General features: G+C 71.9%; 29 protein-coding genes and 1 pseudogene. 15 read left to right on the top strand and 15 right to left on the bottom strand.

The genetic code is table 11. The features are described 5' to 3' along the window. Positions 1-8: 8 nt before the first annotated feature. Complete coding sequence (locus LCN96_RS30865; protein ID WP_225265933.1) at positions 9-422, top strand: MarR family winged helix-turn-helix transcriptional regulator; 414 nt, start codon at positions 9-11, stop codon at positions 420-422. A 500-nt stretch (positions 423-922) separates the two neighbouring features. Here the strand turns inward: LCN96_RS30865 and LCN96_RS30870 are convergent, their stop codons facing one another. Continuing rightward, positions 923-1,657: an SDR family oxidoreductase gene (locus tag LCN96_RS30870; RefSeq protein ID WP_225265934.1), complete on the bottom strand. Its 735-nt coding sequence runs from the start codon at positions 1,655-1,657 to the stop codon at positions 923-925. Between the two features lie 116 nt (positions 1,658-1,773). Here LCN96_RS30870 and LCN96_RS30875 point away from each other — a divergent pair, with 116 nt between their 5' ends. Continuing rightward, positions 1,774-2,430, top strand: a complete 657-nt coding sequence (locus tag LCN96_RS30875; RefSeq protein ID WP_225265935.1) for a TetR/AcrR family transcriptional regulator — start codon at positions 1,774-1,776, stop codon at positions 2,428-2,430. Positions 2,431-2,721: 291 nt separating this feature from the next. On the opposite strand, the gene LCN96_RS30880 is transcribed toward LCN96_RS30875, so the two are convergent. Beyond that, positions 2,722-3,561 (bottom strand): helix-turn-helix transcriptional regulator, encoded by an 840-nt coding sequence (locus tag LCN96_RS30880; RefSeq protein WP_225265936.1) that lies wholly within the window; start codon positions 3,559-3,561, stop codon positions 2,722-2,724. Between the two features lie 133 nt (positions 3,562-3,694). On the opposite strand from LCN96_RS30880, the gene LCN96_RS30885 reads away from it, so the two are divergent. Both LCN96_RS30885 and LCN96_RS30890 read left to right on the top strand, forming a co-directional pair. After that, positions 3,695-4,138 carry a nuclear transport factor 2 family protein gene (locus tag LCN96_RS30885; protein ID WP_225265937.1) on the top strand — a complete coding sequence of 148 codons (444 nt, stop codon included), beginning with the start codon at positions 3,695-3,697 and terminating at the stop codon, positions 4,136-4,138. Next, positions 4,135-5,091 carry an NAD(P)H-binding protein gene (locus LCN96_RS30890; RefSeq protein ID WP_225265938.1) on the top strand — a complete coding sequence of 319 codons (957 nt, stop codon included), beginning with the start codon at positions 4,135-4,137 and terminating at the stop codon, positions 5,089-5,091. The genes LCN96_RS30885 and LCN96_RS30890 overlap by 4 nt, the downstream gene beginning before the upstream one ends. Positions 5,092-5,185: 94 nt before the next feature. Here LCN96_RS30890 and LCN96_RS30895 read toward each other — a convergent pair whose 3' ends face one another. The 3 genes from LCN96_RS30895 to LCN96_RS30910 form a co-directional block, all read right to left on the bottom strand. Next, positions 5,186-5,557: a hypothetical protein gene (locus LCN96_RS30895; RefSeq protein WP_225265939.1), complete on the bottom strand. Its 372-nt coding sequence runs from the start codon at positions 5,555-5,557 to the stop codon at positions 5,186-5,188. Positions 5,558-5,563: 6 nt separating this feature from the next. Next, positions 5,564-6,694: a helix-turn-helix transcriptional regulator gene (locus tag LCN96_RS30900; protein WP_225265940.1), complete on the bottom strand. Its 1,131-nt coding sequence runs from the start codon at positions 6,692-6,694 to the stop codon at positions 5,564-5,566. 648 nt (positions 6,695-7,342) lie between these two features. Then, positions 7,343-7,537, bottom strand: a complete 195-nt coding sequence (locus tag LCN96_RS30910; protein ID WP_225265942.1) for an erythromycin esterase family protein — start codon at positions 7,535-7,537, stop codon at positions 7,343-7,345. Positions 7,538-7,689: 152 nt separating this feature from the next. Between LCN96_RS30910 and LCN96_RS30915 the strand changes: the two genes are divergently transcribed. The 3 genes from LCN96_RS30915 (at position 7,690) to LCN96_RS30925 (ending at position 10,240) form a co-directional block, all read left to right on the top strand. Continuing rightward, positions 7,690-9,180 (top strand): FAD-binding oxidoreductase, encoded by a 1,491-nt coding sequence (locus LCN96_RS30915; protein WP_225265943.1) that lies wholly within the window; start codon positions 7,690-7,692, stop codon positions 9,178-9,180. 113 nt (positions 9,181-9,293) lie between these two features. Further along, positions 9,294-9,755 (top strand): peptidase inhibitor family I36 protein, encoded by a 462-nt coding sequence (locus LCN96_RS30920; protein ID WP_225265944.1) that lies wholly within the window; start codon positions 9,294-9,296, stop codon positions 9,753-9,755. 50 nt (positions 9,756-9,805) lie between these two features. Then, the gene (locus LCN96_RS30925) at positions 9,806-10,240 is read left to right on the top strand and encodes a peptidase inhibitor family I36 protein (RefSeq protein WP_225265945.1); all 435 of its coding nucleotides are present in this window, start codon (positions 9,806-9,808) and stop codon (positions 10,238-10,240) included. A gap of 287 nt (positions 10,241-10,527) precedes the next feature. Here LCN96_RS30925 and LCN96_RS30930 read toward each other — a convergent pair. The 5 genes and pseudogenes from LCN96_RS30930 to LCN96_RS30950 all read right to left on the bottom strand — a co-directional run. After that, positions 10,528-10,653: pseudogene (locus LCN96_RS30930) on the bottom strand (IS5/IS1182 family transposase); the annotation flags it as partial. Between the two features lie 80 nt (positions 10,654-10,733). Further along, the gene (locus LCN96_RS30935) at positions 10,734-10,934 is read right to left on the bottom strand and encodes a nuclear transport factor 2 family protein (protein ID WP_225265946.1); all 201 of its coding nucleotides are present in this window, start codon (positions 10,932-10,934) and stop codon (positions 10,734-10,736) included. Positions 10,935-11,055: 121 nt separating this feature from the next. Then, entirely contained in the window at positions 11,056-12,528 is a 1,473-nt protein-coding gene (locus LCN96_RS30940) for a serine hydrolase domain-containing protein (RefSeq protein WP_225265947.1), read from the bottom strand. A 108-nt stretch (positions 12,529-12,636) separates the two neighbouring features. After that, on the bottom strand, positions 12,637-13,017 hold the full coding sequence (locus LCN96_RS30945) for a VOC family protein (protein WP_225265948.1): 381 nt from the start codon (positions 13,015-13,017) through the stop codon (positions 12,637-12,639). Positions 13,018-13,135: 118 nt separating this feature from the next. Then, entirely contained in the window at positions 13,136-14,026 is an 891-nt protein-coding gene (locus tag LCN96_RS30950; protein WP_225265949.1) for a LysR family transcriptional regulator, read from the bottom strand. Positions 14,027-14,057: 31 nt separating this feature from the next. Here LCN96_RS30950 and LCN96_RS30955 point away from each other — a divergent pair, with 31 nt between their 5' ends. Then, positions 14,058-14,249, top strand: a complete 192-nt coding sequence (locus tag LCN96_RS30955) for a hypothetical protein (RefSeq protein WP_225265950.1) — start codon at positions 14,058-14,060, stop codon at positions 14,247-14,249. 43 nt (positions 14,250-14,292) lie between these two features. Here the strand turns inward: LCN96_RS30955 and LCN96_RS30960 are convergent, their stop codons facing one another. Next, on the bottom strand, positions 14,293-14,541 hold the full coding sequence (locus LCN96_RS30960; protein WP_225265951.1) for an MBL fold metallo-hydrolase: 249 nt from the start codon (positions 14,539-14,541) through the stop codon (positions 14,293-14,295). A gap of 38 nt (positions 14,542-14,579) precedes the next feature. On the opposite strand from LCN96_RS30960, the gene LCN96_RS30965 reads away from it, so the two are divergent. The 4 genes from LCN96_RS30965 (at position 14,580) to LCN96_RS30980 (ending at position 17,530) form a co-directional block, all read left to right on the top strand. After that, entirely contained in the window at positions 14,580-14,789 is a 210-nt protein-coding gene (locus tag LCN96_RS30965; protein WP_225265952.1) for a hypothetical protein, read from the top strand. A 217-nt stretch (positions 14,790-15,006) separates the two neighbouring features. Continuing rightward, the gene (locus tag LCN96_RS30970; protein ID WP_225265953.1) at positions 15,007-16,203 is read left to right on the top strand and encodes a serine hydrolase domain-containing protein; all 1,197 of its coding nucleotides are present in this window, start codon (positions 15,007-15,009) and stop codon (positions 16,201-16,203) included. A gap of 185 nt (positions 16,204-16,388) precedes the next feature. Next, entirely contained in the window at positions 16,389-16,985 is a 597-nt protein-coding gene (locus LCN96_RS30975; RefSeq protein WP_225265954.1) for a TetR/AcrR family transcriptional regulator, read from the top strand. Further along, on the top strand, positions 16,982-17,530 hold the full coding sequence (locus tag LCN96_RS30980) for a DUF6653 family protein (RefSeq protein WP_225265955.1): 549 nt from the start codon (positions 16,982-16,984) through the stop codon (positions 17,528-17,530). Before LCN96_RS30975 ends, LCN96_RS30980 begins: the two co-directional genes overlap by 4 nt. Here the strand turns inward: LCN96_RS30980 and efeB are convergent. The 3 genes from efeB to efeU are packed head-to-tail and all read right to left on the bottom strand — an operon-like array spanning position 17,456 to position 20,658. Continuing rightward, on the bottom strand, positions 17,456-18,673 hold the full coding sequence (gene efeB / locus LCN96_RS30985; RefSeq protein WP_225265956.1) for an iron uptake transporter deferrochelatase/peroxidase subunit: 1,218 nt from the start codon (positions 18,671-18,673) through the stop codon (positions 17,456-17,458). The two genes, LCN96_RS30980 and efeB, sit on opposite strands and share 75 nt — an antisense overlap. A 12-nt stretch (positions 18,674-18,685) precedes the next feature. Beyond that, positions 18,686-19,822, bottom strand: a complete 1,137-nt coding sequence (gene efeO, locus LCN96_RS30990; RefSeq protein ID WP_225265957.1) for an iron uptake system protein EfeO — start codon at positions 19,820-19,822, stop codon at positions 18,686-18,688. Between the two features lie 11 nt (positions 19,823-19,833). After that, a complete protein-coding gene (gene efeU / locus LCN96_RS30995) occupies positions 19,834-20,658 on the bottom strand; it encodes an iron uptake transporter permease EfeU (RefSeq protein WP_225265958.1) in 825 nt (274 codons plus the stop codon). A 147-nt stretch (positions 20,659-20,805) separates the two neighbouring features. On the opposite strand from efeU, the gene LCN96_RS31000 reads away from it, so the two are divergent. Continuing rightward, positions 20,806-21,222, top strand: coding sequence for a BlaI/MecI/CopY family transcriptional regulator (locus LCN96_RS31000; RefSeq protein WP_225265959.1), 417 nt, complete (start codon positions 20,806-20,808; stop codon positions 21,220-21,222). A gap of 112 nt (positions 21,223-21,334) precedes the next feature. Continuing rightward, a complete protein-coding gene (locus LCN96_RS31005; protein WP_225265960.1) occupies positions 21,335-22,258 on the top strand; it encodes a M48 family metalloprotease in 924 nt (307 codons plus the stop codon). A 31-nt stretch (positions 22,259-22,289) separates the two neighbouring features. Here LCN96_RS31005 and LCN96_RS31010 read toward each other — a convergent pair whose 3' ends face one another. Next, positions 22,290-23,102: a GNAT family N-acetyltransferase gene (locus LCN96_RS31010; protein WP_225265961.1), complete on the bottom strand. Its 813-nt coding sequence runs from the start codon at positions 23,100-23,102 to the stop codon at positions 22,290-22,292. 112 nt (positions 23,103-23,214) lie between these two features. Between LCN96_RS31010 and LCN96_RS31015 the strand changes: the two genes are divergently transcribed. Beyond that, positions 23,215-23,718 carry a GNAT family N-acetyltransferase gene (locus tag LCN96_RS31015; RefSeq protein WP_225265962.1) on the top strand — a complete coding sequence of 168 codons (504 nt, stop codon included), beginning with the start codon at positions 23,215-23,217 and terminating at the stop codon, positions 23,716-23,718. The last annotated feature ends 2 nt before the right edge of the window (positions 23,719-23,720 follow it).

Consider the following 23,720-nt stretch of genomic DNA (forward strand, 5'->3'; position numbering starts at 1 on the left):
TGGGGTCCATGCGGCTTGACGATCAGATCTGCTTCTCCCTCGCGACCGCCTCGCGGTCGGTGGCGGCGCTGTACCGGCCTCTACTGGAGGAGGCGGGGCTGACCCAGCCGCAGTACATGGTGATGCTCGCGCTGTGGGAACACAGCCCCGCCACCATCAAGCAGATCGCGGCCGCCGTCCAGCTCGACCACGGCACCTTGACCCCCCTGCTCAAACGCCTGGAGGCGGCCGGCCACCTCGTCCGCCGCCGCCGCACCGACGACGAACGCAGCGTCGAGGTCGATCTGACCCCCCAGGGCCGGGCGCTGCGTCAACAGGTCGAAGCGATCCCCGGCAAGATCAGCCAGGCGCTCCCGCTGACCCACGAAGAAAGCCGCCACCTGCGCGAACTGCTCGCCAAACTCGGCGGCGCATCCACCTGAGATACCCAAAGGTCCTCCGCACGATGCTCGGGGCCTCTGAGCTTTCGGTACAAGGCCGCAGCCTCGCCGTCGTCCCTCGACCCCGGCTGAGCTTGTGGTCTCGTCCACGACGGCATACGCCTCCTCGGGCCCGCGACGATCCTTGACTCCTACGGGTTCATCATCAGCGAGACTGACAAGGACCCTGTCCCTTGCACCATGCTGCCGGCCGCACCAACGTGATCGCCGACGCACGCGATAATCGCCGATCATCACGTACATGAGCGATCACGGCGGCGCGCCAACCAGGACAACCGCTCGCCGGGACGGTGTGCGACTCCGGCAAGTCATCCGGTACATCGCCGCAGGCGTCGCGCGGGCGGCATGAGCGCTTGGTACTGGCCCCCGTCCAGACGAGCCGCGACCGCCTGGCCGAGGCGGTGCGGGAGCGGCGCCGGAGCAGGGGCCCGCGGGGGTACGGACGGAGCCCCGCCTCTTGACCCTCGGCGCCTTGCCGGTGGTCAGACCTGGCCGATCCCGCCGTCGACGGGCAGGTCGATGCCGGTGACGAAGCTCGAGTCCGCGGAGGCCAGGAAGAGCGCCGCAGTGGCGATCTCGTGCTCGTCACCGAGGCGGCCGACGGGCACCCGCGAGGCAATCTGCTCCTTGAACCCCGGCGGGAGGTCCGCGAACGCGGCGGTGTCGATCGCGGCGGGGCTGAGGACGTTGACCCGGATTCCGCGCTGCTTCAAGTCGGTGGTCCAGGTCCGGGCGAACGACCGCAGCGCCGCCTTGCTCGCGGCGTAGACGGTCGTTCCCGGATCGCCCTTGTCCGCGGCCCCCGATCCGATGAGCACGATCGAGGCGCCGTCGGACAGCAACGGCAGCAGTTTCTGCACGGTGAAGAACGTCCCGCGCACGTTCACCCCGAACACGGCGTCGAACGACTGCTCGGTCACGTCGCCGATGTGCTCGTTCCACGTCCAGACGCCGGCGCTGGCGATGAGCACGTCCACCCGGCCCGCTTCGACCGCCACGACCTCGGCCAGGCGGGCCGCGTCGGTGATCTGGCCGACGTCGCCGAGCACGCCGGTCACGCCGGGGCCGATGGCGGCCACCGCCGCGTCCAGCCGGTCCTGGCGGCGGCCGGTGATGACCACGTGCGCGCCCTCCTGGACGAACAGCTTCGCCGTCGCCAGTGCCAGCCCAGAGGTCGCGCCGGTGATCACCGCGACCTTCCCGCCGAGCTTCGCCATGTCGCTCTCCTTGTCTCGAAAAATGAGCATTCTCTCATTTTTTGGTGCCGCTCACTGTAGCGAAAATGAGAGCACCCTCAAAGTTGAGACGTATCGCATTTTGCTACGGTGACCTCATGCCTGCCACGGGGAAGCCGCTGACCGCTCGCCGGGATGCCCGCCGCAACCGCGAGCGGCTGCTCGAGTGCGCCCGGCGCGCGTTCGCCGGGCAGGGCGCGCAGGCCGCCCTCGACGGCATCGCGCGCGAGGCGGGCCTGGTGGTCGGCACCCTCTACCGGCACTTCCCGACGCGCCTGGACCTGCTGTGCGCGGTGCTCGAGCCGAAGCTGCGCCACGTGATCGAGGAGGTGGAGGCCGTGCTCGGCCTGGAGGATCCGTGGCAGGCCTTCCGCGGCCTGCTCGAAGTCCTGTGTACGGCCCAGGCCGGGGACCGGGCGTTCGCCGACTTCCTGGCGCGGCGCTTCCCCGGCGACGACCGCACCGAGACCGCGCACAGCGAGATCTGCGCGCTCGCGCAACGGGTGCTGGGGCGGGCGCAGGCGGCCGGCGTCGTCCGCCCGGACGTCACCGGCGCCGACCTCTTCCTGCTGTTGTGGGCGAGCAGCACGGTAGCCGAGGCCACCCGGCACGCCGCCCCGTCCCTGTGGCGGCGCCACGTTCACCTGGCGCTGGACGGGTTCCGGGCGCCGGACCGGCTCGACCTGGGAGAACCCGCGTGGGACGCGGACCGGCTCTGCCGCGCGATCGCCACCGGGCCGGCATGGCAGCCATGACGAAGCTGGTGATCGCGGTTCCGCTGGTCTGCCTTCTGGTCGTGCTCGGGTGGAGCGCGCGAACGCCTGCGTGAGCAGGTGGCCAGGCTCAAGGAACTCCGCAGGGAAGACCAGGACGAGCTGTCCCGGCTACGCGCCGACGACAACGCCCTCGTCCGCGTCGTCAACCAGTCGACTCTGGAGAACCGGCAACTATGCGGTGGCGACTCGAACTGATCACGGTTGACCGCTGACCGTGTTACGGAGGAGGCTTGCGCCGGATTCCGATCGACCTCACAGCGTGACTTCGAGCTACGTGTCGCGGGCGGCGAGCCGGGCGAGCGCGGCGGCGCTGGCGCTGCCCGGTCGCGCGGTGTAGATCACCATCCGCAGATCGGTGCCGGGCAGCAGCAGAGTCTGGCAGTCCAGCTCCAGGGCGCCCAGCTCGGGGTGGTGCAGGTGCTTGCGCAGCGTCGGTATGGGGCGTACCTCGTGGTTGCGCCAGCTGGCGGCGAAGTCGGGGCTGTGCGCGGCGAACTCGTTGACCAGCTCGCCAAGCACGCGTTCGGCCGGGTACCGGGCGCTGGCCGCGCGCAGCTGGGCGGCGCTCTGCCGGGCGTATGCGCCCTGCGAGCCGTCGGCGGCCGAGCAGAGGGTGCCGTTCAGCCGGATGGACAGCCGCACGGCGTTGCGTTCCCCAGCGGGCAGCGACCCGAAGTCGGTGATCAGGTCGGCTGCCGCGTTGTTCCAGGCCACGATGTCCTGGCGTTCGTCGGTGAGGTAGGCGGGCACCTGCCCGAGCCGGTCCAGCAGCTCGCGGGCGAAGGCGGGCACCGGCGCCCGGCCGGTCTCCGTGGCGGGCGGGGCCTGCCCGGCCAGCCGCGCCAGGTGCTCGCGCTCGGCGTCGGTGAGCCGCAGTGCCGTGCCCAGCGCGGCTATGACCTGCGGGGACGGATGCGGAGCGCGGGCCTGCTCAAGTCGTTCGTAGTAGCTGGTGGAGACCCCGGCCAGCGTGGCCACCTCTTCGCGGCGCAGGCCGGGAGTACGGCGGGCGCGGCGGCCTGGCGGGTGGACGGCCGTGGCCGGCAGCTGGTCCGGGCGCAGCGCCTCCCGCCGGCGACGGAGAAAGTCGGCCAGTTCAGCTCTGCTCACCCGTCCAGGCTGCCACAGTGGCGGCCGCCTTAGCCACGGACCAGGGGTCCGGGGCTTACCCGTCCGTTCCGCGGCGCCCGGATCCGCGGCCAGGCTGGCATGACCACATTTCACGGGACACCGGAGGACGAACATGCCACGCACTCCTGAGGAGACGATCCGCCGCCTGCTGGATCTGCTGCTGGCCAAGGACATGGATGCCATCGCCGACCTGTGGGCGGAGCAGGGCACCGGCGAGTTCCCGTTCGCTGCGGGGGACGCGCCGCGACGGCTGGCGGGGCGGGATGCCGTCCGTGACTATCTGGCCGGATATCCGGAACGGATGGACGTGCGGGAGATACCTGTGGTGACCGTGCATCACACGCGACGACCGGACACCATCGTGGTGGAGTTCACCGCGCACGGGTACACGGTGCGCACCGGCGAGCCTTACCGCATGGACTACATCTCCGTGATCACGGTCCAGGATGGCCTGATCACGCGCTACAGGGACTACTGGAGCCCGCTTGCCGCCGCCTCGGCGACCGGGACGCTGCCCGAGTTGCTCGGCTCGCTGCGCTCGGGGGCCGCCCGATGAGCGGCGTGCTGGTCACCGGCGGCACCGGGAAGACCGGCAGCGTGCTGGCGGAGCTGCTGCGAGGCAACGGCGTACCGGTCCGGGTGGCCGCTCGTAACCCATCTGCCGGGGATCCTGACGCGGTCCGGTTCGACTGGAGCGACCCGGGCACGCATCGGGCCGCGCTGCACGCGATGGACCGCGTCTATCTGGTGCCTCCGGTGAACGCCGTGAATCCGATGCCACTGGTCGAGCCGTTCCTGGACGAGGCGGAGCGGCTCGGCGTGCGCCGCGTGGTGCTCCTCGGCTCCGCCATCGTGCTGCCGAACGCCCCCGGCGCGCTTGAGCTGGCCGCACGGGTACGGACCCGGCCCGGGTGGGTCGTGCTGCGCGCGTCCGGGTTCATGCAGAACTTCCTGCGCCCGCATCCGCTGGGCGAGCGGCTCCGGCGGCACGGCGAGATCCACACCGCCGCCGGTGGCGGCCGGCTGGGCTGGATCGACGCGCGCGACATCGCGGCCGCCGCCTCCGCCCTGCTGACCAACCCCGATGACGGGTCCAGCGAGAGGCCCAGTGAGAGGCCCAGTGAGAGGCGGGGTGAGAGGCGGGGTGAGAGGCGGGGTGAGAGGCGGGGTGGGTGGCTCAGTGATGGGCCGGGTGACCGGCGCGACTACCTGCTCACCGGGCCGAAAGCGTTGAGCTACCAGGACGCGGCGGCGATCATCACCGCCCGCACCGGCAGGCCGATCCAGGTGCTGCCCGTCGACACCGACGAGCTGACGGCCGGTTACCGGGCCGCCGGCATGCCGGCCGAATTCGCCGCCGCCCTCGCCGCCGTGGACGCCGGCCTCAGCGCCGGCCGGGACGACCTGGTCAGCACCGCGGTGCTGGACCTGACCGGCCGCCCGCCCCGCTCCTTCGACGAGTTCGTCCAGGACCACGCGTCCGAGTGGGCGAACGGCGTGGCGCCCTAGCCCGGTTCTTCGCAGGTAGGTGAATGCTGTCGCTGGCTGGCCGTCTGGATCATGGATTACAACAGCAGCCGGCGCGGCCGGGTGGGATCGACGTTCAGCAACTCCAGTAGCCGGTTTGCGGAAGGTCGGGGATCAGGACCTGGGGTGGGCTGGTGGCGGTGGCGGAGATGAGCCGGATGCGTTCCAGGGCGGCGAAGATCAGTCGTCCGATGGGCCGGTCGGGGCTCTGCTCGGCCATCTGGTGTGGCGCGATACCAAGGCCGCCCTGCTGATCTCCGACAGGTCCGTGACCGTGCTGCGGAGAAGCGACGTGATCGTGCAGCGCGGCACCGACCATCGCTGGGAGAACCGCTCGGCCGCCCCGGTGCGGACGGTCTTCGTCATGGTCGGCGGCGCGTTCACCCCGGAGCTGCGCGAGACGCTCGGCCCGGTCGTGCGGCTGCTGGACTCCGGTGGGGACCTTCAAGGGCTCTCAGACGTGCACGATGTCGGCGTCGGGGGCGTGCAGGAGGGGGTTCGCGTGCTCGCCGAACAACCTCGCCACCAGCTCGCCGCGGCTGCTGACGCCCACCTTGGTGAAGATCGCCTTGAGATGATCGCGCACCGTGTGCGACGACAGCCGCAGCCGCGTGGCGATCTCCGCGGTGGTGTGCCCGCGCGCCACACATTCGGTCACCTCGCGCTCGCGCGGCGTCAGCGCGTACGCCTCGACGATGATCGGGACGATCTGCGTCGCCGTCGCCGGCTCGAACACCACCGAGACCGGCCCCGCCTGGCCCCGGCCGTCCTGCAGCACCGAGGCGTGGATGCTGACCCAGCGCCCGCTCCCGCCGCGCACCCGGATGACGGCGGGGCCGGACTCCCGCTCGGCGGCCACGGCCCTGGCGCGCGCCACCACCGAGGTGACGGCTCCCGTCCGCAGGCTGACCGTCAGGGGCAGCCAAGGGGAGCCGCCCAGCTCGGCGAGCCAGTGCTCGGCCTGGGCGTCGGCGAAGATCACCCGGTCGTCGGCGTCGAACAGCGCCGTTCCCGGCGCGTCGAGAGCGCCTGAAGTCCCGCCCTCCTGCCTGCCGGCGACGGCCAGCCCGGCCAGGCTCAGCGCGATCTCCGGCCCCAGGCCGGCCACGTGCCGCAGGTCGCGCTCGTCGAAGGGCGGCCGGTCGCCGGAGCGGAACAGGTCCACCACTCCCCACACGCCCGCGCCGATGCGGAAGGCGGCGCGCAGGTTGTCGGTGTATCCCAGCGGGCGCATGAACTCCCGGAAGCGCACGCTCCTGCCCACGTTGCCGAGGGTGGCCTGCCGCAGCGTCGCCACGGGGGAGGCCGAGCGGGCGACGTCGCGGAAGGTCAGCACGTCGTGCGCGCCGTACTCACGCCGCCAGTACGCCTCGCAGTGCTCCTGGCCGATGTTCTCCACGCGCATGGGCGAGGTCGGCAGGACGGTCGCCGGGTCAGTGCCGATCCAGGCCGCCGCGTCGTAGGGGACCACGCGGCGCAGGCGGCGCGCGGCCGCAGCGAACACCTCCGACCCCTTGCCCGACACTTCCAGCGCCTGCTCACCGGCGCACGCGCGCACGCCTGCCAACCCCCCGATGGTGCCCATGCCGCCATGGTCGCACGCCGTCCCCCGGGTTCCCATCCCCCGTTCGAGGGGGGTGGGCCGGTACGCCTGTCAGGCCGGCTTCTTCAGCCTGACGGCCTCCTTGAGGAAGACGATGCCGTCGATCTCGCCGAGCCGGGCCGGTTCCGGCGGGAAGCAGGCGAAGTCGGCGGAGGTGCGCCGGGGGTGGGCTGCGTGAGAGCCTCGGCGAGGCGGCGGGGGTCGACGAGGGAGCGATCCCAGGGGAACGCGGACGGCAGGCCCCCAACGGTGTCCGGGGACGGGACATCGTCGCCGACCGTGCCGAGGGCCGAGGCCGGGAAGGCGTACCGCCGCCCACATGCGCTCCGGCGATCGCGCCCGCGCTCCACCACTCCAGTGTCCGGTCACCCAACGACATGGAGGTCTTGTTCCGCTGCAGGTGCAGGTTGCTGGCATGGATGAGGGCCGGGCCCTGCTCGGCGACGGCCCGCAGGTTGCCGGCCATCATCCCCTCGCGCAGCGCCGACAGCCGGCCCCACCGTCCGGGGAGGCGTCGGCCAGCCAGTGGTGGTGGCGGCGGAGCAGGCCGACGGCGGTGCGCCCGTACAGCTCCGCCTCCTGGCCTCGTTCGACCACCGCTTGTCCGGGCCCAGTAGCGCGTCGAGCGTCTCAAGTTGTACAGGGGAGCGGGCCGTCCAGGACGGTGTGGAGCGCGGTGAGCGCCTCGCGCGGGCTCTCCGCCCAGTACTCCAGCGGGCCGTCGGCCCCGAAGAAGCGGAGCTTCTCCTCATGCTCCTCGTTGTACGCCCGCATCCAGCTCACCAGCTCGCGGTTGGCCGGGACGGCGCCGAAGTCTTCAATCACCGGTACGGCGATCCGCCGCTCCTCACCCGCCTGACTCCCGCAGCCGCGGGGGGTGGCGGCCCTGAACACCCCCGGCGGGTGGGATGGGATCGGCGGCCGCGCCCCGGCATCGTCGATCAGGACGACGACTCACTGATCGAAGAGGACGAACGATGCCTATCACTCCTGCTCCCGGCCCCGGCCTCGGCACTGACGGTGGTGGCGGCGGCTTGCGGGCGCTGGGCTCGCGACTCGAAGGGGTGCTGGTCCTGCCCGGTGACCCGGGCTGGGACGCCGCCCGCGCGGCCTGGCAGCTGGCCGTGGACCAGCGCCCGGCCGCCGTGGTCCTGGCCCGCTCGGCCGCAGACGTGGCCGCCACCCTGAAGACGGCCCGCGTCTGCGGCCTGCGCGTCGCGCCGCAGTCCAGCGGCCACAACGCCGCCCCGCTCGGACCGTTGCACGACACCATCCTGCTGCGCACGTTCGAGATGGCGCACGTGCACATCGACCCCGTGCGGCGACTGGCCCGGGTGGGAGCCGGGGTGGTGTGGGCGGAGGTGAGCGCGGCCGCCGCCAAGCACGGCCTGGCCGGGCTCGCCGGCACCGCCTCCGACGTCGGCGTGGTCGGCTACACCCTGGGCGGCGGCCTGTCCTGGTTCGCCCGTTCCCACGGCCTGGCCGCCAACCATGTCACCGGTGCCACCGTGGTGACCGCCGACGGCCGCGTGCTGCGTGTGGACGCCGGTCACGAGCCCGACCTGTTCTGGGCGATCCGGGGCGGCGGGGGCGCGTACGCGGTCGTGACCGAGCTGGAGTTCGCCCTGTTCCCCATCACCGAGGTGTACGCGGGCGCGCTGTACTGGCCGATCGGGCGGGCCGAGGAGGTGCTGCGGCGGTGGCGCGACTGGACCGCCACCGTGCCGGACACGGTCACGTCGCTGGGACGGCTGCTGCGCTTCCCGCCGCTGGAGGACATCCCGGAGCCCTTCAGGGGCCGCTCGCTGGTCGCCGTCGAAGCAGTCGCCCAGCTCAGCCAGGGGACGCAGCTCAGCCAGGGGACGCAGCTCGGCCAGGGCGGCCCGCTGAGCCAGGGCGGCCCGCTGAGCCAGGAAGCGGCCGACGCGCTGCTCGCGCCGCTGCGGGATCTGGGTCCCGAGCTCGACACCTTCGCGCCCACGCCGCCGTCCCGGCTCGACCTGCTGCACCTGGACCCGCCCGGCCCCACCCCGGCCGCCGGTGACGGCCTCCAGCTCGCCGCCCTCACCGACGACACACTCGCGGCCCTGCTGGCCGTGGCCGGCGCTGACGCCGACGTCCCGCTGCTGACGGTCGAGGCCCGCCACCTCGGCGGCGCCCTGGCCCCGGACGCCGCCCGTCCCGGCGGCGCGGTGTCCTCGCTGGACGCGGCCTTCGCCGTCTTCTCCGGCGGCCTCACCTTTGACGCGTCCTCCACGGCCGCCGTGCACGCGGCTCTCGACACGCTCACCACCGTCCTGGCTCCCTGGCGGGCGCCACTGTCCTACCGCAACTTCACCGAACGGCGGCCGGACGACGGGCTCGCCTTCGAGCCCGACCAGGTACGGCGACGGCTGCAGCGGATCAAGCAGACCTACGACCCGGGCGACGTGATCAGAGCCAACCATCCGGTCGAGCCCTCCCGATAGCCGCCGTGACCTCGATCACTTCGCGGTCGAGCGCGTATTTCGCCACAGAGCGCCCCCCGGGCCGCTCCCTACCTTCGTTGCCGAACAACCCCAGACTCACGGAAAGCACTCCTATGTTCTCTCGTGTCGCCCGCTCGCTCGCCGCCCCCGCCCTGGCCACGCTGGCCGCCATGGCCATCGCCACCTCCACTGCCACGCCGGCCTCCGCAGCGACCACCGCCGGGGCCGCCGTCGCCGCCGACAAGCTGGCGTTGTGCAAGCCGGGCATGTTCTGCATCTTCGGCGACACCGGCTACCGGGGCCTGTTCTTCGGCAGCGCCACCAACGTCCCGAACGTCGGCACGGCGACCGCGCCGTTCGGCTTCAACATCAACGACCACACGAGCTCGTTCTGGAACCGCACCGGCCGCACGATGTGCCTGTTCACCCACACCAACTTCAGGACCCCGCTCCAGTGGCAGCGCGCCAACAGCACCGCGATCGCCGTGGGAATCCCCCCGAACGAGTTCACCCCGAACGTCGGCAAGCTCGCCAACGACGCGACCAGCTCCTTCGCCGCCTGCGCCCAGACCTGACCGCACGACCCCGTCACCAGCACGTTCACCACAGCACAGAAAGCACTCTCATGATCTCCCGCATCATCCGCCCGCTCGCCGCCGCCGCCTTCGCCGCCCTGGCCGTCGTGGCCGTCTCCTCCGCCACGCCGGGTCCGGCCGAGGCCGCCGTCGCCGCTGACAAGCGAGCGTTGTGCAAGCCGGGCATGTTCTGCATCTTCGGCGACACCGGCTACCGCGGCCTGTTCTTCGGCAGCGCCACCAACGTCCCGAACGTCGGCACGGCGACCGCGCCGTTCGGCTTCAACATCAACGACCACACCACCTCGTTCTGGAACCGCACCAACCGCGACATCTGCATCTACGCCGACACCAACTTCAGGAAGAAGATGTTCTGGCGCGTGAACAACGGCACCCTGGTCGTCGGCCCGGTCGGGGCCGGGCGCTCCACGTCCAACATCGGCAGCGACACCAACGACAAGCTCAGCTCCTTCGGCCCCTGCTGACCGCCGTAACGGCAAGTCTCACCAGGAGGCCCGCCGCCCGCCGTCGTGAGGATGGCGCGCGGCGGGCTCCTCCACGCCTTCCAGCAGACCGCGCCAGCGAGACCCGAGACGACGCCGAAAGCCTCAGGCGTCGATGGGGCGCGGGCGGGAGCCGGAGAGTACGCGTACGCGGTGGCGCCCGTGCCGGCGACGGCGATCGTGGGGGCGCTGCCGGGGTGAGGCGTCGCTGACCCTGACGATGGCGGGCACTTACCCGCAGGTCCCGGCCCGCATGAGGCTGTGCGGGCCAGGGACATCAGCCGGATGACGTCGTTGCGGTTGCCGCCGGTCAGGGAGACGGCCAGGGGGAGGCCTCCCCCTTCGGTGATGACGTGGTGTTTCGAGCCCGGCTTGGCGCGGTCGACCGGGCTCGGATCGGTTCTGGGCCGCCCTTGAGCGCCCGGGTTGGCAGCTTGTGTGCGTCTTGTCGCTGGAGGTTTGCCGTCGAAGGCGATCAGTCGCTGCTGAGCACGCCGGCGTTCTGGCAGGCGGTCAGGCGCCACTGCCCGTCCTCCTTGGCCATGACGAACAGTGGCGTGCCCACCTCCTCCGTCCCGTCGGGGTTCCGATGGACCTGGCGCACCTTCACGGCTGCGACGTCGGGACGGATGAACAGAAGGTGTTCGACCTCGAACGTGACCGTCGCGCCCTGCATCGGGACGTCATGGCGGCGCCGATGGGGCCCTTGCCGGGGTGCAGGTCCGGCATGGCGGCCACGTGCGAGGCGAAGACGGTGACCGTGGGAACCCGTCCCACGGCCGTGCGTGTCAGCTCGTCTACTGCCCGAACACCTCCTGCACGAGCCGCTGCAGGGCCTGCTGGAACGCCCCGCTCAGGGACAGCGCGGCGTCGTCCACGTAGTTCAGCGCCGCGGTCAGGGTCTTGCTCCCGTCGGGCAGGCTGAACATCAGCGCCGCGTGACCGGCGGCGCCGCCGTTGTGGGTGATGAGGGTGCCGCCGCCCGGCGCCTGCTGCACGAACACGCCCAGGCCGTAGCTGGCCTTCGACTCCGGCGTGAACATCTCGGCCAGCAGCTCGGCCGGCACCAGCTTGCCGCCCACCAGCGCGGTGATGAACGTCTGCAGGTCCCGGGTGGTGGAGATCATGTCGCCGCCGCTGGAGATCCAGGACGGGTTCAGCCGGGTGACGTCGATGGTCTCGGTCCGGCCGTCCTCCTCGTAGCGGTAGTAGGCGTGCGTGTGCGGGGCGGGGATGTCCGTCTCCGCGAACGGCTGGACGGTGCCGGTCAGCCCGAGCGGCTCGAGGATCAGCCGCCGCATCTCCTCGGCGATGGAACGGCCGGTGACCTTCTCGATCAGCAGCCGGGCCAGCACGTAGTTGGTGTTGGCGTAGCTCCAGTCGGTGCCCGGCTCGAAGCGGGCGGGCTTGGACAGCGCGAAGCGCACCAGCTCTTCCGGCTGGTAGGTGTGGAAGCGGCTGTCCACCCACTCCTTGCCCGAGGTGGTGGCGGGGGTGCCCGGCACGAACGTGCCGTCCTCGTAGTACTCGCCGGTGAAGTTGAACACGCCGCTGGTGTGCTGCAGCAGCATCCGCACGGTGATCCGCTCGTCCAGCCCGAACTCGGGCAGGTAGCCGGCGACCGGGTTGTCCAGCCCGATCCTGCCCTCGGCCACGAGCTGCAGCACCACGGTCGCGGTGAAGGTCTTGGTGTTGCTGCCGATCCTGACGTGCCCGTCCACCGGCGGCTCGGCGGTGCCGCCCAGCTCGGCGAGGCCGGCGCCGGCGGTCCACTCGCCCTGCTCGTCGCGCAGGCGCAGCGCCACGCCGACGAAACCGGAGTCGACCATCTCCTGCATGATCTTACGCAGCTCGGGGCGGTCCTGCTCGGCGGCAGCGTCGAGGGTTTCGGTGATCTTGCGGGCCATCTCCGCCATGGCCGGGCCGGGCGCGCCCTGCTGGGGCCGGGTGGCCGCTTCGACGGCGACCAGGACGGTGCGGCGGAAGTTGTCGGCCTCGGCCGGCGCGTGCTCCTTGAGCAGTTTCACGGAGGCGGTCAGCGCGGGCAGCACCTCGTCGGCGAGCGCGGCGGTGGTCTTGACGGCCAGTCCCTTGGGCGCCTTGGCCAGCACGTGCCCGACCAGGCCGGTCGCGGAGGTCAGGGCGATGGAGCCCTCGGTGGCGGCCTTGTGCGGCGAGCCGGCCGCGCCGGCGGCGGTCATCAGCGACACCGCGCCCCAGGCGGCGGTCCGCAGGGTGTGCTGGTCCTGCTCGGAAAGGGTGACGGACATGGCTGCATGCTCCTTGGACGCTTGTGTGTGATGTTCATTGCAATGGACGGCGCTGATACCGGGCCGTCGTGCTCCTGACGTGGCGCGCTCCGGCCGGCGTTCGCCGTGTCAGCTCGTGATCGGGGGGATCCACTCGTTGAGCTGGACCGTCACCCCGTTGGGGTCGGCCAGCCGCGTCACCAGCTCGCCCCACGGCTCCCGCCGCAGCGGGGCGGTGATGGGGGCGCCTTCGGCGCGCAGCCGCTCGTACTCGGCGGCCAGGCCGGTGACCGAGAAGACGACGGTCGCGTCCGCCAGGCTTTGTCCCGGTTGCCACCGCTCGGGGTCGAGCGCCACCAGGATCAGATCGACGGCCCCGTCGTCCCGGCCCAGCACGATGAAGTCCTCGCCGGCCAGGACCTCGCGGAAGCCGAGGTGGCCGGTGAAGAACCCGCTGGAGGCGGCCGGGTCGGCGACGGTCAGGGAGATCGCGGAAGAGACGATGTTCACACCGCGACACCAGAAAAAGACATATGCCCATCTACCTCGCAAACAGGTGCGCTTGTTCGATGGGTCAAGCATCGTGGCGGACAGCACCGTGGATCAACGGCGACTATCGCAACGGTCGTCAACCTGTGGTTGACGGTCCCAGCTCGCGCACCACGCGGGCGAGGGCGCGGATCATGTCGTTCTCCGCCTCGGTACGCCACACCAGTCCGTACGGCAGCGGCTCCATGTCCGAGACGGGCAGGTACACGATGTCCGGGCGCGGATAGTAGTGGGACACGTGGGCAGGGAAGAGCGAGACCGTCTCCCCCATACCCGTGTGCATGAGGATGTCCTCGGCGCTCCGCACGGTGACGGTCCGCTCGATTGACCGGCCCTTCGGCGTCAGCCTCGGCACATAGCGGTCCAGCCATTCGCCGGGCACCGCCTCGACGTCGATGTGCTGGAAGTCGCCGACCGCCTCCAGAGAGGCCGTGGACCACTTGGCCAGGGCGTTGTCGCCGGCCACGGCCAGCACCCTCGGCTCGGCGAAGAGCAGGGGTCCCACGGTCAGGTCGGGCTCGTCCACGGGCGGCCAGGTGACCAGCACGTCCGCCTCCCCGTTGCGCAGCTGGGCGAACGGGTCGGAGTAGCCCGACACGCGCAGCCGCAGGTCCCACTGCGGGTGCAGGGCGCGGAAGGTCTCCCAGTACCGGCGCTGCTCCTGGACGTTGACGGGGAACAGGCTGACCCGCAGGGTGCCGCTCTTGCCCCGGGCCGCCAGCCGGGCCCGCTCCAGGCTCTGCGTCAGCCCCTGGTGCACCTGGCGCAGGTCGTCGCGGAGCTGCTCGCCCACCGGGGTGAGCCGGACGTTGCGGCTGTCGCGGGCGAACAGCTCGACGCCGACGGCCCGTTCCTGCTTCTTCAGCGCCTTGCTGACGGCGGCCACGGAGACGTGCAGCCGCTCGGCGGCGCGGCCGAAGTGCAGCTCCTCGGCGAGGGTCAGGAAGATCTCGATGTCGCGCAGTTCCATGGACCCTCCTGCCAGGGAGATCGTTCATTCGGTGCGTAAGTATGACATGCTCGACACCGTCTCCCGGCCGCGCGACGGCTGGGACGCTCGGGTTGTCCAGCGCCCGTGCCCGCGTCGGGCGGCCGCGCCCGAGCCTGGCAGCAGATCGACGTCGCCGGCGCGCATCGGCTCGCCGCAGCCGGCGCAGCGCAGCTCGACGTGGCCGATCTCGCCGCACGCGTGATGCCGGTAGAGCAGCAGCGTGCCGATGGCGGCGCCGGGGACGGTCAGGGCGTCTCCGGGGTGGAACAGGACGTCGTCGATGAGGAGTCGGCCCAGATGCGCGGGCCCGGGTTGGCCGCGGCGGCCCGGCGCAGCCGCTCCTCGGAGAAGTGGTCGAAGTGCTCATGCGTGACCAGGACCGCGTCGGCGCCGTCCAGCGCCTGCGGCTCGGTCAGGCCGCCGGGGTCGATGACCAGGCGGCGGCCGTCCTTCTCGACGCGGACGCAGGCATGGCCGAACTTGGTGAGCAGCACAGGGGGCAACCTTTCTCGCACAGTACAACGCCGGTCTGGTGCGTACCGAGCCCCATCCCGGCGACGGCCGCAAACTCCTGCTGCACATCACTGGCGACTGGCGCGCCCGCCTGCAGCGCGAACGCGACCGGCGCGCCGGCACCCTGGACGCCGCCATCCGGGACGTCTTCACCCCCGAAGAGCGGCAGCAACTACGCGCCTGCGTCCCCCTGCTCTCCCGCCTGACCGCGCACCTGACCGGAGACTGACGCGCGGCGAACGGCATGATCCACGGGGCTCTTGCCCGGTTGCGACCGTCAACCGCGGGTTAACGACCGTTGCGATGCTCGCCGTTGATCCGCGGCGCCGCCCGGCGGGATGCTTGGTCCATCCCGAGAACACGCCCGCCGGAAGGCTGATCAGCCATGTCCCGACACACGGCGGCGCGCGTCGTTCACCTGAGCTCCACACCGAAGACGAGGAACCATGAGAACCCAAACCCCACCGGCGACCAAGGCCCTGCGGCGTGCGGCGGTCACGGCGGTGGCCGCCGCACTGCTGGCCGGGACGGCCACCCCCGCGACGGCCGCCACGGACCGCGACCGCCCGGAACTGCGGAAGGCCATGCAGGCGTTCGTCGACGCCGGTTTCACCGGGGTGCAGCTGCGCGTACGCGACGAGCGGGGTGAGTGGACCGGCAGCGCCGGGGTGCGCAAGCTGGGCCAGGCCGCCAAGCCTCCGACGAACGGCTCGTTCTGGGTGGGCAGCAACACCAAGACCTTCGTCTCGACCATGGTGCTGCAGCTGGTGGCCGAGGGCAGGGTCCGCCTGGACGGCCCGGTGGACGACTACCTGCCCGAGTACGGGCTGGACCGGCGCATCACGGTGCGGATGCTGCTGGAGCACACCAGCGGCCTGTTCAACTACACCGGTGACTTCGACCCCGACGGTTCGTGGGTGACCGGCATCCCCGCGATGAACAAGGACTGGCTGGACAACCGGTTCAAGACCTACCAGCCCGAGGAGCTCGTACGGCTGGCGCTGTCCAAGCCGGCCAGGTTCGAGCCGGGCGCGGACCAGCAGTACACCAACACCAACTACACCCTGGCCATGCTGCTGGTCGAGAAGGTCAGCGGCCGCACGTACGGCGAACAGCTGCGGCAGCGCATCCTGCGCCCGCTCGGCCTGAAGGACACCCTGCCGGCGGGCGACCGGACGGAGCTGCCCGGGCCGCACGCCCACGGCTACTACCGCCATGAGGAGGACGGCCGGTCCAGGACGGTCGACATCAGCCGCCAGAACGTGTCCCTGTTGTCCGGCGCCGGTGACCTGATCTCGACCACGAAGGACCTCGCGACCTTCTTCTCCGCGCTGAACGCCGGCAAGCTGCTGCCGCCCGCGCTGCTGACCGAGATGCGCACGCCGAACCCGAAGATGAGCTACGGCCTGGGGATGTACGCGGAGAACCTGGGCTCGGACTGCGGCATCGTCTATCGCCACAACGGCAGCCCGCCGCACGGTTACGGGGCGCTGATGTACAGCTCGCCCGACGGCAAGACGACCGTGACCGGCTCGGTGACCTGGGTGGACGACGCCACCAGGGGCCCGGCGGCGGCGAAGTGGCCGTCTCTGGTGGACGGCCTCGTCAAGCAGGTGTTCTGCGACGGGCAGACCGCAGGCTGACGGCCCCTGGAAGTGCCGCGTCCACTCGAGGAACTGCCGGGGTGGTCGCCGTGATCGTGGTACCGAGCGCGGCTCACGCCCGGATCAACGAGCTTGCCCCTCCGGGAACTTCTTGATCACGCCGCGGTGGCGCCCGGCGCCGGCGGCGGCTAGGCTATGAACGAATGACCAAAGGAGTCATAGCCATGGCAGTCGCGTTCACGACCGGCGAGAAGGCCCGCATCACCGGCCTGCTGCTCGACACCGCCGAGGAGCTGTTCACCACCCAGGGCCTGAAGAAGACCTCGCTGGACGAGCTGGTGGCGGCGGCGGGCATCGCCAAGGGGAGCTTCTACGCCTTCTTCGACTCCAAGGAGTCGCTCTACCTGGAGGTCATGCTCCGCCGCGCCCCCCGGGTGGCCGCCCGCGTCACCGAGGCGCTCACGGGCCCGCCGGGGCTGGAGAGCCTGATCGCCGTCATGCGCGCCATCACCGACGTGCTCACCGGCGACCCCCTCTACCGGCGGCTCCTCACCAGGCCGGACGAGCTGGAGGCGGTGACCAGGCGCGTCGGCCCCGAGCAGATCGCCCGCGTGACCCCGCAGCTCGTCACCCCGCTGCTCGACCACCTGGCCGCCGGCCAGCGCGCCGGGGTCGTGGTCGCCGACATCCCGCCGGAGACCCTCGTCGGCGTGATCCGCGCGGCGGGGCTCATCGTCGTCGACCGCGACCGCTTCGGCCCCGCCTACGAGCAGGTGCTCGATGCCACCATCACGATTCTTGCGAGGGGGATGCTCGCATGAGCGTTCTGGACAGGTACGCGAAGCTGGCCGGGATGAGCGAGGAGGCGTGGCGGCGGCACGCCAACCCGTGGAGCGTCTGGACCCGCTTCGCCGCCATCCCGCTCGCCGTCCTGGCGATCTGGAGCCGCACGTGGATCGGCTGGTGGGCGCTGGTGCCGCTGGCGCTGGTCGCGCTGTGGCTGTGGGCCAACCCGCACGCCTTCCCGCCGGTCGGCACGCCGGTCGCCTGGTCCTCCCGGGGCATCTACGGCGAGCGCCTGTGGCTGGCCGACCGCTCCCGCATGCCCACCGGGTTCGCGGTCGTCCAGCGCGTCTGGGTCGCCGGCGCGCTCGCCGGGGTCGCCGTGCTGGCCTGGGGGCTGATCGCCCTGGAGGTGTGGCCGACCGTGTTCGGCGCGACCCTCGTCGTGTACGGCCAGCTCTGGCGCATCGACCGCCTGGGCATCTTCTACGACCAGGCCACCGCAGGATCAGCCGAACAGGGTGCGCCCCCAGTAGTCCCCGGCGTCCCTGACCCCGGGCGGGCAGGCGAACAGCCCGCTTGAGATGTGCCTGATGTACTCGTTGAGCGGATCCGTTCTGGCCAGGCTCGCCTGGATCGGCACGAACTGCTTGCGCGGGTCGCGCTGGTAGGCGATGAAGAACAGCCCGGCGTCGAGCCTGCCCAGGCCGTCCGAGCCGTCCACGTAGTTGTAGCCGCGCCGTAGCAGGCGCGCGTCGCCGTGGTTGCTGGGGTGGGCCAGCCGGACGTGCGCGTCGGGCTTCATCGCCGCCAGGTCCACGGGGTCGAACTCGTGCCGCTTGCCCACCGGCGCGCCCTCGCCCTTGTCCCGGCCGAAGATCTCCTCCTGCTCGCGCAGCGAGGTGCGGTCCCAGGTCTCGACGGTCATGCGGATCTTCCTCGTGACCAGGTAGCTGCCGCCCGCCATCCAGCCGGCGCCGTCCGCCGCGTCGGCCCAGAGCTGCTCGCGCAGCAGGTCGGCGTCCTCCAGTTTCATGTTGCTGGTGCCGTCCTTGAAGCCCATCAGGTTGCGCGGGGTCACCTGGGCGCGCGAGGTGGAGGAGGTGCGGCCGAAGCCGAGCTGCGACCAGCGGACGGAGACACGGCCGAAGCCGATCCTGGCCAGGTTGCGGATGGCGTGCACGGCCACCTGCGGGTCGTGGGCGCACGCCTGCACGCACAGGTCGCCGCCCGAGATCTCCGGGATCAGTTTCTCGCCGGGGAACGCCGGCAGGTCGGCCAGGGCCGGCGGACGCCGGGCGGCCAGCCCGAACCGGCCGTCGAACAGGGACGGGCCGAAGCCGACCGTCAGCGTGAGGCCCGAGGCGGGCAGGCCGAGCGCCTCACCGGTGTCGTCGGGCGCGGCCTCCGGCGAGCCGCCGACCGCGCCGAAGGAGCCGGCCTGCTCGCCCTGGGTGAGCCGGGCGGCGGCGGCCGTCCACTCCTGCAGCAGCTCCACCAGCTCGGCCCTGCTGCCGGTGGTGACGTCGAAGGCGACGAAGTGCAACCGGTCCTGGGCGGGGGTGACGATGCCCGCCTGGTGCTCGCCGTAGAAGGGGAAGGGCTCGGCGGCGGTGGCGTGCGCGACCGGCGGCTCCCGCACCAGCGAGCGGGCGGTGATCGCGCCGGCGCCCGCCGCCGCGACCCCGGCCGCGCCGAGGCCGAACAGCTTTCTCCTGGTCACCATGACGATCACCGCCTACTTCGCCACGATGGGGGCGATCCTGCTGATCGGCTCGCCCAGCGCGTTGATCACGTCGGAGAGGCTCTTCAGCTCGGCCTCGGACAGCTCGTCGTGCAGCCGCCAGCCGTCGCCCCGCTGGTGCTTGTTCAGCTCGGCCTCGGCGGCGGCGAACTTCTCATCCAGCGTCCCGACCAGCTCCGGGGCGCGTTCCTCCAGCACGGGGCGGAGCGCCTGGACCGCCGCCTTGGAGCCTTCGAGGTTGGCGTCGAAGTCCCACAGGTCGGTGTGGGACCAGATGTCCTCCTCGCCGGTGATCTTCCCGGTGGCCACCTCGTCGAGCAGCTCCTTGGCGCCGTTGGCCAGGTTCAGCGGGGTCAGCTCGGTGGCGTTGGCCTTGGCCACGATCGTCCTGACGTCCGCGATCAGCTTGTCGGCGACGGGTCCGTCCTGGCTGACGTCCTTGTGGATCCACAGATCCTTCTCGATCTTGTGGAAGCCGGTCCACTCCTCACCCTCGGCCAGGTCCGCCTCGCGGGCGTCGATGGCCGGGTCGAGGTCGCCGAAGATCTCGGCGACCGGCTCGATGCGCTCCCAGTACGTCCGCGAGACCGGGTACAGCTCCTTGGCCCGCTTCAGGTCGCCGGCCTTGACCGCGTCCACGAACTCCTGGGTCTTGACCAGCAGCGTGTCGCTCTGCGACTTGACGTAGCGCTGGTAGCTCCGCGTGGCCTCGGCCAGCTTGGCGTCGGCGTTGAGCGCCTTGTGCTCGCCGGTGACCTTCAGCGGGTTGCGGATGCCCTTGCCGACCATGCCGGGCTTGCAGGCCGTCTCGTACGTCCCGGCGGGCAGCTCGGCGATCAGCTCGCGGGTCAGGCCGGGCACGATGTTCTCCACCTCGGCCATGACCCGGTCGCCGGGAGCGTACACGTAGAACTCGGTCACCTTGCTGCCGCCGTTCGTGATCGCGAACGTGCTGGTCCCGGCGGCGACCTCGGAGACGGCGACCTTGCACTCGGTGTCGCCGGCCGCGACCGCGATCCTGCCCGGCTGCCGCGCCGCGGCGGAGCCGCCGGGGGCGGGGGGCTCGGCCGCGCAGGCGGTGAGCGCGGCCAGGGCCAGGGCGCCGGCGGTGAGACGGATGATGGCGGACATGGTGCTCCTGTTCAGGCCGCGGGCGCGGGTGTGGTCCGGGTGCGCGAGGGACGCAGGAAGAGGTAGAGGGTGGGGATCAGGTAGGCGGCCCAGGCGACGGTCTCCAGGACACTGGGCTGCGGGGTGAGGTTGAGCGTCCCGGCCAGCACGGCGCCGTACCACGAGTCGGCGGGCAGCACGGCGCCGAGGTCGAAGGCGTAGACGCTCAGCCCCGGCAGGAGGGCGGCCTCCTGAAGGTCGTGCACGCCGTACTTGAAGATCCCGGCGGCGACGAGGATGAGCAGCAGGCCGGTCCAGGCGAAGAACGTGGTGAGGTTGACGCGGACGGCGGACCTGTACAGGCCGTAGCCGAGCAGCACCGCGGCGAGCAGGCCGAGGCTGATGCCGATGAGCGGCTGCGCCGAGGTGGTCGCGCCCTGCACGGAGGCGAAGAACAGCAGCGCCGTCTCCAGCCCCTCACGCGCCACGGCCAGGAACGCCATCACGACGACGGCGGCCGGGCCCAGCTTCAGCGCCTCGGCGAGCTTGCCCCGCAGCTCGCCCGAGAGCGCGCGGGCGGCCCGCCGCATCCAGAAGATCATCCAGGTGACGAAGCCGACGGCCAGCAGCGAGGTGATCGCGTCGAAGAGCTCCTGTCCCGTGTGCCCGAGGTGGGCGGCGGTGAAGGTCAGGATCGCGCCGAACCCGACCGAGAGCGCCACGGCGGCGAGCACGCCGGTCCAGACGTACGGCAGCCGGTCCGTGCGGTCGCTCTTGACCAGGAAGGCGACCAGCACCGAGACGACGAGCGCCGCCTCGAGCCCTTCGCGCAGGCCGATGAGAAAGCTGGCGAACACCGTTGCTCCAATGCTGGGTAAGCCCGGGACGCCGACGTGCCGGACTGCTACACGCCTGTAGAAGTTAACATAGGCTCACCTAACCTAGCCAGAGAGCCTGGTTTCGGGCGCGTCCGGCGGGTGCGGTGATCGCATAGGGTGTGCGCGATGGACACTGACCCGGAGGATCGCGCCGACCAGGGCGAGCGCCGCCGGCCCGGCGAGCTGGAAGCGGCGATCCTGGCCGCCCTGCGTGACGCGGGCTGTTCGCTGACCTCCGGCCAGGTGCGCGATCTGATCGACCCCACGGGCGGGTTGTCCTACAGCGCCGTCGTCACCACGCTGGTCCGCCTGCACAAGAAGCGGGCCGTCACCCGCCGCAGGGAAGGCCGCGCCTACCGCTACGGGGCGCTCACGGACGCCGCCGGGCTCGTCGCGCAACGCATGAACGCGCTGCTCAGCGCCGAGGACGATCGTGCCATGGTGCTGCGGCGGTTCGTGCGGGAGCTGGAGCCGGGCGATGAGGAGCTGCTGCGCCGGTTGCTCGCCGACGAGCCGGATCCGCCGGGCGGAACCGGCACGTGACCGGGGCGCCCAGGCGCTCCACCGTACGAAAGCGTCGGGTCACTTGACCGGCTTCGCGCCCGCGTTAGGTTAGCTTTGCCTGAACGCATGCGACTGAAAGCCGGCTGGTGCCTTGTTTGATCATTTCGTCTGGTCCGTCCTGGCGGTCCCGGTCCTGGTGGTCGCCCTCGTGACGCTGCTCGCGGACCGGTTGCCGCCCTCGCCCGCCGCCAAGGTGCTCGCCTGGTCGGCGGCGGGCGCCGCGCTGGCGAGCCTCCTCAACGTGGCCGCCTTCACCGTGAAGGCCGTGGCCGAGATCCCGTTCGTCGCCGGCCTGTTCGGGTGGTCGTACCGGACGGTGATCGCCGACACGGGGCACGTGCGGTGGGTTCCGTGGCTGTGCGTGCTGCTGACGGGGTGGGCGGCGGTGGCCGCCGTCAGGGTGGTGCGCCGCCATCGCGGCGGCCGGGCGTGGGCGCTCGGGCTCGGCGGCGTCGCGGCGGGTGACGGCGTCGTCGTGGTTCCCGGCACGGAGGTCGAGGCCTTCGCCGTGCCCGGCAGGCCGGGGCACGTCGTGGTCACGGCCGGGATGCGGCAGGCACTCGACGACGAGCAGTACGCGGCGTTGCTGGCCCACGAGCGGGCGCACCTGGAGCAGGACCATCCCCGGCTGATGCTGCTGAGCGATCTGGCGGGGGCGGTCCATCCGGCGCTGCGGTGGGTCTCCGGCCGGGTGGGATACCTGGTCGAGCGGGCCGCCGACGAGCACGCGGCCACGGTGATCGGCGACCGCCGCGTTCTCGCCCGGGCGATCGGCGCGGCGGCGCTGGCCGCTCATGGCAGGCCGGCGCTCAGGTCGTCCGGCCCCTTCGCCTCCTTCGCCGGGGCCCGGCGGCCGGGGGCCATTCCGCTCAGGGTCGCCGCGCTGCTGGCTCAGGCGCGCGGCGGCCGGCTGTGGCCGGCCGCCGTTCCCGCCGTCCTGGCGGCGAGCTCGCTCGTCTGGACCGGTGAAGCTCTCTATGACCTGGTGGAGCTGCTCGTTCTCGCGCACGGCTGAGCCCTGCGGTCACGGCTCCCGGGGTCAGCCGTCACGGCGTGCGGAAGCCTCGGAAGGTCACGGGTTCGCGGGTTTCGAAGCCGAGCCGCTCGTAGAGGGCGATCGCGCCGGTGTTCGTCTCGGCGACGTGCAGGAAGGGGCGTTCGCCGCGGGCCAGGATGCGCGCGACTAGCGTGCCGACCAGGCGGGCGGCGTAGCCTCGCCCGCGCGCCTCGGGGGCGGTGCAGACGGCGCTGATCTCGGTGTGTCCCGCGGGCCGCAGCCGCTCGCCCGCCATCGCCACCAGCCTGCCGCCCTCGCGGACGCCCAGGTAGGTGCCCAGCTCGCGGGTGCGCGGCCAGAACGGCCCCGGCTGCGCCCGCGCGACGAGGTCGAGCATCTCGGGCACGCTCTCCACGCCCAGCTCGACGACCGCCGCCCTCTGCTCGGCCACCTTCACGCCCGGCTCGGCCACCTTCACGCCCGGCTCGGCCACCTTCACGCCCGGCTCGGCCGCTTCCGCGCCCGGCGCCACGACCACCGCGTCCAGCGCGACGACCGCCGCATCCAGCTCGGGCCGGTCGCCGTTCCAGACGAGCTGGCGGCCGTCGAGGGCGAAGACCGGCTCCCAGTCCGGCGGCGGCAGCGCCGGGCAGCTGAACAGGTCGGCCAGCTCGCCCCGGCCGAGCAGCGCGGCGAGATCGGCCCACTCCTGCCCGTCCGGGTCGGCGCTCACCGCGCAGAACGTCGCCACCCCCGGCTGGTAGGTGGCCGCCCTGCCGAGCCGGCGGGCCAGGTGTGCGTGGTGGCCGCGCAGCGACGCGCCCACCGGGTCGTCCAGGGCGGTGGCGTCCCCGTTCGCCATGGTGCTGTGCCTCGTTCCGTACGGGACCGGCGCCGGCCCCGCTGGACGGCGCTGCGATCCAGCCGGTCATCCTACGGCGTACAACTGGGACGAAGGTGACATGCTTGCGCTCATGAGCATCGAGCACCACGATGTCCACATCCGACCCGTACGCGAGGAGGATCGCGACGCCGTCATCGGCCTGGCCGCGCAGCTCGCCGAGGGGGTGCCGGAATGGCGTGACCCCGGGGCCGTCGTGGAGGCGGCGCGGCAGTGGCTCGCCGGTTACTTCACCCCCGCCTCGCAGCAGCCCGGAGCCGTGTTCGTGGCCGTGGCAGGGGGCGAGGTCGTCGGCATGGTCTCCGTCAACACCCACCGGCACTTCACCGGGCCGGTCGAGGCCTACATCGGCGAGGTGGCCGTCGCCCCGCACGCCGTCCGGATGGGGCTGGGCAGGCGGCTGCTGGGCGCGGCGGAGGACTGGGCGCGCGGGCAGGGCCTGCGGCATCTGACGCTGGAGACGGCGGCGGGCAACACGACCGCCAGGCGGTTCTACGCCGCCGTGGGCTACCAGGAGGAGGCGATCCGCTTCACCCGCGTGCTCGACCGGCTACGGGATCGCCCAGATACAGCGTAGGC

The sequence above is a fragment of the Nonomuraea gerenzanensis genome (assembly GCF_020215645.1).
GTDB classification, from domain to species: Bacteria; Actinomycetota; Actinomycetes; order Streptosporangiales; family Streptosporangiaceae; genus Nonomuraea; species Nonomuraea gerenzanensis.

Coding starts and splice junctions, on each gene's coding strand:
- LCN96_RS30870 (WP_225265934.1), bottom strand. CDS start 1,657: ATGGCGAAGCTCGGCGGGAAGGTCGCGGTGATCACCGGCGCGACCTCT.
- LCN96_RS30865 (WP_225265933.1), top strand. CDS start 9: ATGCGGCTTGACGATCAGATCTGCTTCTCCCTCGCGACCGCCTCGCGG.
- LCN96_RS31010 (WP_225265961.1), bottom strand. CDS start 23,102: ATGGCGAACGGGGACGCCACCGCCCTGGACGACCCGGTGGGCGCGTCG.
- LCN96_RS31015 (WP_225265962.1), top strand. CDS start 23,215: ATGAGCATCGAGCACCACGATGTCCACATCCGACCCGTACGCGAGGAG.
- LCN96_RS30975 (WP_225265954.1), top strand. CDS start 16,389: ATGGCAGTCGCGTTCACGACCGGCGAGAAGGCCCGCATCACCGGCCTG.
- LCN96_RS30970 (WP_225265953.1), top strand. CDS start 15,007: ATGAGAACCCAAACCCCACCGGCGACCAAGGCCCTGCGGCGTGCGGCG.
- LCN96_RS30940 (WP_225265947.1), bottom strand. CDS start 12,528: ATGTCCGTCACCCTTTCCGAGCAGGACCAGCACACCCTGCGGACCGCC.
- LCN96_RS30980 (WP_225265955.1), top strand. CDS start 16,982: ATGAGCGTTCTGGACAGGTACGCGAAGCTGGCCGGGATGAGCGAGGAG.
- LCN96_RS30925 (WP_225265945.1), top strand. CDS start 9,806: ATGATCTCCCGCATCATCCGCCCGCTCGCCGCCGCCGCCTTCGCCGCC.
- LCN96_RS30890 (WP_225265938.1), top strand. CDS start 4,135: ATGAGCGGCGTGCTGGTCACCGGCGGCACCGGGAAGACCGGCAGCGTG.
- LCN96_RS30920 (WP_225265944.1), top strand. CDS start 9,294: ATGTTCTCTCGTGTCGCCCGCTCGCTCGCCGCCCCCGCCCTGGCCACG.
- LCN96_RS30915 (WP_225265943.1), top strand. CDS start 7,690: ATGCCTATCACTCCTGCTCCCGGCCCCGGCCTCGGCACTGACGGTGGT.
- LCN96_RS30875 (WP_225265935.1), top strand. CDS start 1,774: ATGCCTGCCACGGGGAAGCCGCTGACCGCTCGCCGGGATGCCCGCCGC.
- LCN96_RS30885 (WP_225265937.1), top strand. CDS start 3,695: ATGCCACGCACTCCTGAGGAGACGATCCGCCGCCTGCTGGATCTGCTG.
- LCN96_RS30900 (WP_225265940.1), bottom strand. CDS start 6,694: ATGGGCACCATCGGGGGGTTGGCAGGCGTGCGCGCGTGCGCCGGTGAG.
- LCN96_RS30935 (WP_225265946.1), bottom strand. CDS start 10,934: ATGCAGGGCGCGACGGTCACGTTCGAGGTCGAACACCTTCTGTTCATC.
- efeB (WP_225265956.1), bottom strand. CDS start 18,673: ATGGTGACCAGGAGAAAGCTGTTCGGCCTCGGCGCGGCCGGGGTCGCG.
- efeO (WP_225265957.1), bottom strand. CDS start 19,822: ATGTCCGCCATCATCCGTCTCACCGCCGGCGCCCTGGCCCTGGCCGCG.
- LCN96_RS30950 (WP_225265949.1), bottom strand. CDS start 14,026: ATGGAACTGCGCGACATCGAGATCTTCCTGACCCTCGCCGAGGAGCTG.
- LCN96_RS31000 (WP_225265959.1), top strand. CDS start 20,806: ATGGACACTGACCCGGAGGATCGCGCCGACCAGGGCGAGCGCCGCCGG.